Genomic DNA, 6,041 nt, shown 5'->3' with positions numbered 1-6,041 from the left:
AATAGTTACGTTTTGTTGCTTCGCTGGTAGGAAATTCAGACAAATGAATAGAAAGTATTTCACTCATTTTTGACGGGTTATGAATTAGTTGACGAGGGGACAAGTTGACGAGGGAACAAGGTTTCATGCGGCGTAGAAGCATTGCGCAGCTCCTTGTCTCCTTGTCAACTCGTTCCCTTGTTCCCTTCGCTTCTGACAGGTTATGAATTAGTTGACGAGGGGACAAGTTGACAAGGGAACAAGGTTCCATGCGGTACAGAAGCATTGCGCAGCCCCTTGTTCCCTTGTCAACTCGTATCCTTGTTTCCTTCCTTTCTTATCAAAACGAAACAAACTTTTGGTGCGGTTGCCCTGAATGCCGAATGTAATTCAACATCTTTACAAGTATTTGTGTACGTCTGAGATAGGGATTATTTATAATCATATCTTTCTTTTAATTAGGTCTGTTGGCATATTCTTCGTAAAAAGATCATCTTATGCAAAACTATGATTGCGATGAAAAGGAGGATAAATGATATGATTACTTGGTCTTAAAGTCTATGTGTTACATCAATGAAGGTTCATGCTACATATTATCTGTAAGGTGTAACGTTACTTGAATTATTTGCAATAGAAGCATGATATTTATCATTATTGCATTTAATAATTTTGTTCTCGAAAAACATTTTTTTATTAACTAAATTTATTAATAGTAAAATGAAAAGCACAATTCATTATTTCAAGTTGTTGACATTGATGTTTTTGCTTTGCCTTATACCTATATGGGTAAATGCACAAAGTCAAGTCGTGAAAGGCACAGTAAAAGATGCCTTAGGTGAAGCCGTAATTGGCGCTAATGTAACGGAAGTGGGTACTTCTAACGGTACTATTACAGACATTGATGGTAATTTCTCATTGAATGTCTCTCTCAAAGGACAGCTTCGAATATCTTTCATCGGTTACCAAACTCAGACCGTAGATATTGCCGGGCAGAAAAGTTTGAATATTCTTTTGAAAGAAGATACTGAAACATTGGATGAAGTAGTTGTAGTGGGTTATGGTACGGCAAAGAAACGTGACTTGACCGGTGCTATTACTCAGGTGAAGGCAGAAAATCTGATGGCTACAGCCCCTACTAACATACAAGAAGCTTTGCGTGGTAAAGCAGCAGGGGTTATGGTAGCTGGTGGAGGTTTGAACGATACGCCAATGATTCGTGTCCGTGGTAATCGTTCCATTTCAGCCAGCAATGAGCCTTTATTTGTTATTGATGGTGTACCTGTGAACGGTGGCTCTGATGTACTGAACCCTTCGGATGTTGCATCTATTGAAATTTTAAAGGATGCTTCGGCAACTGCTATTTATGGTGCACGTGGAGCAAATGGCGTCATACTGGTCACTACTAAGAAAGGTGAAATCGGGAAGGTTAATGTTGAATATAATGGTTATCTTTCTATAGGTAAAGTAGACGAATATCGCCGTGTACGAAATGGAGCGGAGTATCTGGAATATTTACGTGAAGCAGATCGTAACTATATATATGATGGTGAAGGTGGCTATACCATAGATCCTAGTTGCACTTATCCTTCTATGACTCCTAACTGGGAATATGATCAGAAACTGGAATATGTAGGTTCGCGTGATATCTCGGGCTACGTTTTGGAATCCGTCAGACGTGCGTGGGAAGGAGGGACATATGATCCTTCAAAATTGCGTACTTTTGACTGGCAGGGTGCCGGCATGCGCGATGAAGCTATTTCACAAAGTCATAATATCAGTATTCGTGGAGGAAGTAAAGATACCAAAGTTTTCATTTCAGGTTCTTTTATGGACAATAAGGGTATCACTCCACGTTCCTATCGTAAGCGCTACACTTTGCGTATGAATTTGGACCAGAATTTGGGTAAATATATTACAATGGGTGCTACGACGAACTTTGCCTACTGGGAATACTTCAACGGGACCGGAGTAGGTGGCAACTGGAATCCACTGGGTACTCCATATTATTCTCCCGGAGGCAGTGGAGATTATGGTGTGGGCGGAGACGTAACCCAGGACGGGGACCCTTCATTAGGGTTGGTGCCTCACCCCACAGGCGAAGGTATGTTGTGGAATCCTTTTTATGACTTTACAGGAACAGAAGGCCGTACAAAAAGAAATCGTATCGATGCCACTCTTTATGCCATGATTAAGCTGGATAATGGCTTATCTTATCGTGTAAATTTTGGTACTGATTATTACAGTGGGCAAGAACAAATGTTCTATGCCAAGGCATCAACTTCACAAGGGTTTGGTAATGCCAAAGCTGAACAAAAAGTTGCTTTCGATAGAGGATGGACCTTGGAGCATATTCTCTCATACGCAAAGACATTTGGTCAGCACAGTCTGAACTTGACTGCCGTGCAATCAACTCAGAAGTTTACTCAGGAGCCTCTTACTGCCAGTGGGGTAGGAATTCCGCTCGAATCGCAATTATATTATAACTTGGGCAGCGCTACAACACAAGGTGTTACTAGCGGTTTCACACAATGGACCATGATGTCTTGGATGGGACGTGCTATCTACGGTTTTAAGGATAATAGATATATGCTGACTGCTTCTTTACGTTACGATGGCTCTTCACGTCTGGCTGAAGGCCATAAGTGGGTTGCTTTCCCGTCTGTTGCTGTGGCATGGCGTATTTCTGATGAATCATTCATCAAAGATAATATTAGTAGTATTAGTAACCTGAAATTACGTTTTGGTTATGGTAAGACCGGTAACTCAGCAGTTAATCCTTACGAAACGATTGGTAAGATAAGCAGTAGCCGCTATACATGGGGCAGTACAGGTGTTTTAGGGTATGCACCGAGTTCACTTTCCAATAAAATACTGACTTGGGAAACTACAGGACAATATAATGTCGGCTTGGATTTTGGTGTTTTTAATGGACGTATCTCTGGTAGCATTGAATGGTATAAACAAAACACTTATGACTTGCTGATGCCTCGTGCTCTTCCCGAAGTTTCTGGTTTTGGCAGCATTACAGAGAATGTAGGAGAAACAGAAAATACAGGTATTGAAGTGACATTGGAAACAGTTAACTTCCAAACCAAGGATTTTAGCTGGACCACCTCATTACAGTTTGCTACCAATAAAGAGAAAATCGTGAAATTGGCTAGTGGATTGAAGGAAGATGTTGCAAATATGTGGTTTGTCGACCATCCGGTAGATACTTTTTATGACTATGTGAATACCAAATATGTGTGGGGATATTCCAAAGAAGATATGGAAGAGATGGCTAAATTCAATGCTAACGGGCATTCTTATAAACCGGGTGATTTACGTTTTGTAGATTTAGACGGTAATTATAAAATAGACTCTAATGACCGCACTATTCGTGGGCAAAAGATGCCTAAATGGACTGCGGGTATGGGTAACACATTCCGTTACAAATATTTCGATCTTTATGTATTCATGTATGGCATGTTTGGACACACCATTTATTGTGATCCGGGAGTAGGACATGATGGTCGTATGAATACTCGTTATGCAGACTATTGGACGCCGGAGAATACCCAAACCCAGTTTAGAAAACCTACCAAAGGAGATGCTGACCAACCTAACAGAGAGGCTTATTGGTATAATAAAGGAGACTTTGTCCGTATTTCAGATATTACCTTGGGTTACAGTCTTCCCAAGAATATTATTAATTATGTAGGATTAGAAAGAGCACGTTTTTATGTGCAGGTACAAAATCCGTTTACTATTACAAGCTATCCGAATAATGACCCGGAAGGTTCAGTTAAAGCCGGACGGACATGGGATCGTAAGCAAGAAGCATATAGTGACCCCATGACGATGAAGAATTATATTTTCGGTGTGAATTTAACCTTCTAATCCATTAAAAATCAACAAAAATGAAAACTCATATCAAACATGCACTTTTTGTAGGAGCATTAGGGCTATGTCTAGCTGCCTGCTCCGACTTTCTAGACGAAAAAGGTTATAACACAGACTATAGTTATTATGAGACAGCGGAAGGTGTGGAATCCCTTGTTGCATCATGCTATCAGAATGGTCGTGGTATGTTTTCTACATCCAATACGCCTTCGGGTATCATTTTCCAGGAAATTGGTACTGATATGTATACCATTGGTGGCGATGGTGGTACAGACTTTGCACTTTATACTTCCACTATGAATCCATCTAATGAAACTTTCTCGGCTTTTTGGACGGACTGTTACAATGGTGTGGCGCGTGCGAATCTTGGCTTGCAATACTTAGCTTCCAATCAGGACATGAAAGAGGACGTCAAAAGAATACGTGAAGGTGAATTGAAATTTTTGCGTGCATATTATTATTCGGTACTGGTCATTCATTACGGTGATTGTCCATTGCTGTTACAGCCTGTGGATAAGCCGACTTTCAACTTTACACGTGCACCGCAAAGAGAAGTTTGGGCGCAAATTATTCAGGATGCTACTGATGCTTATAACATGTTGCCTTGGGCAGATGCGGATGGTAAAGTGACAGGAGACTACGGTCGTGCCAGCAAAGGTGCAGCAGCTCATCTATTAGCAAAAGCTTATATGTTTCGTTACAGCCAGAAATGGGCAGGAAACCAGTCAGATAGCCACATGAATGAGGAGCGTGGAGCAGAAAGTACAGACTTGGATAAAGTTATTGAATATGCAAGCGCTGTGTGTCATTTTGGTAATGGAGCAGGGAGTGGTAGTTTACATGAACTGGCTCTTGACTACTCCGATTTGTGGCGCTATGATCCCAAGACAGGTGGCCCTACCCCCGATGATTATGCAGGTTCTGAGGTTTTATTTAATATTCAGTTCTCTACTGACCATTTTTATAACAATCAGTTAGCAACGGATGTAAATACAGGTGGTAACTGGCTTCACATGATGTTCACTACTCAAGCAGAAGGTATGCCTATGACTACTGCAAACGGGAATGGTACTGAAAGTGTAAAGTGGGGTACGAGCAACGGTATCGGTCGCGATTTGATAACGGGTCGTCCTTGGAGAAGAGCTTCTCCAACTCCTTTCTTATATGAAGATGATGGTTTGTATGGTCCGCAGTACTATACAAGTAACAAACACGGGAAGTTAATAGACTCACGATTATACAAATCTCATATCTGGGTATATTATTGTAATCAGGCTCCCAATGTCACTTGGGAAGAATTTTCTAATGCAACAGGCAGTTTTAGTCCCTCTAGCATAGGGAAAACAACAGGTAGCCAGCGTTATGCTATCGGTGATACGGCTATTGTTTTCTCTTTGGAGAATGTAGAACAACGTTTTTCTGATGGAACGATGTCTGAAAAACTGGCTTTTGCACGTGCAATAGAGCCATATTGGTATATACCTATGCAATCAATCAGCCGACCGGGGCTGAATAACAGAGGTGATCGTGATGGCATTCGTAATACTTATCCTTCACTGATTAAATATCTGGATAGTCGACGGACATCAGCCAATGACCAATCCGGTTATCGTGACTATTTCTGTTATCGTTTGGCAGAAACCTATATCATGTTGGCAGAAGCATTTGCGTTGAAAGGTGATTATACTAACTCTGCAGCAGCTTTGAATATAGTACGTGAACGTGCTGCCTGGAAAGAAGGTGAAGAGAAGACTCCTAACTTCTATAAATATGACGGTGGTGCTATTGCAGATTTAACTAAATCTACCGTAGAGGAGATGAAAGTAACAACAGACTTCTTGAGCGGGATGGATGATGAAGAGAAGCTTATATTCTTTTTAGATGAATATGGTCGTGAAATGGAAGGTGAATTACATCGCTTTGAGCAGTTGGTACGTAATGGAGCTGACTTTTTTGTAGCAAGAATAAAAGAACGTAGTGAACTTGCTGCAGAAAATATTCAGCCGTTCCATCGTTTCCGCCCTATTCCGCAGAAACATATAGACCGTCTGGAACCGGCTGATCCGAATCCACAGAATTACGGATACTAATCAATAGGTTATATCAAAAATAACAATACACTTTTGGGGCTGACTAAAAAGTCTCTCCTTGATATTTTCTTTGTTCTCCTTCTTATGTGC

General features: G+C 41.0%; 2 protein-coding genes. Both read left to right on the top strand.

The window, feature by feature from the left end:
- Positions 1-696 precede the first annotated feature (696 nt).
- The gene (locus QZ135_RS24235) at positions 697-3,858 is read left to right on the top strand and encodes a TonB-dependent receptor (RefSeq protein WP_294615618.1); all 3,162 of its coding nucleotides are present in this window, start codon (positions 697-699) and stop codon (positions 3,856-3,858) included.
- Positions 3,859-3,878: 20 nt separating this feature from the next.
- Positions 3,879-5,951 carry a RagB/SusD family nutrient uptake outer membrane protein gene (locus QZ135_RS24230; RefSeq protein ID WP_294615616.1) on the top strand — a complete coding sequence of 691 codons (2,073 nt, stop codon included), beginning with the start codon at positions 3,879-3,881 and terminating at the stop codon, positions 5,949-5,951.
- Positions 5,952-6,041: the final 90 nt, after the last annotated feature.

Origin of the sequence: uncultured Bacteroides sp., from assembly GCF_905207245.1 — a bacterium.
Lineage (GTDB): Bacteria > Bacteroidota > Bacteroidia > Bacteroidales > Bacteroidaceae > Bacteroides.
This window is presented reverse-complemented; position numbering and strand designations above follow the sequence as displayed.

Coding starts and splice junctions, on each gene's coding strand:
- QZ135_RS24230 (WP_294615616.1), top strand. CDS start 3,879: ATGAAAACTCATATCAAACATGCACTTTTTGTAGGAGCATTAGGGCTA.
- QZ135_RS24235 (WP_294615618.1), top strand. CDS start 697: ATGAAAAGCACAATTCATTATTTCAAGTTGTTGACATTGATGTTTTTG.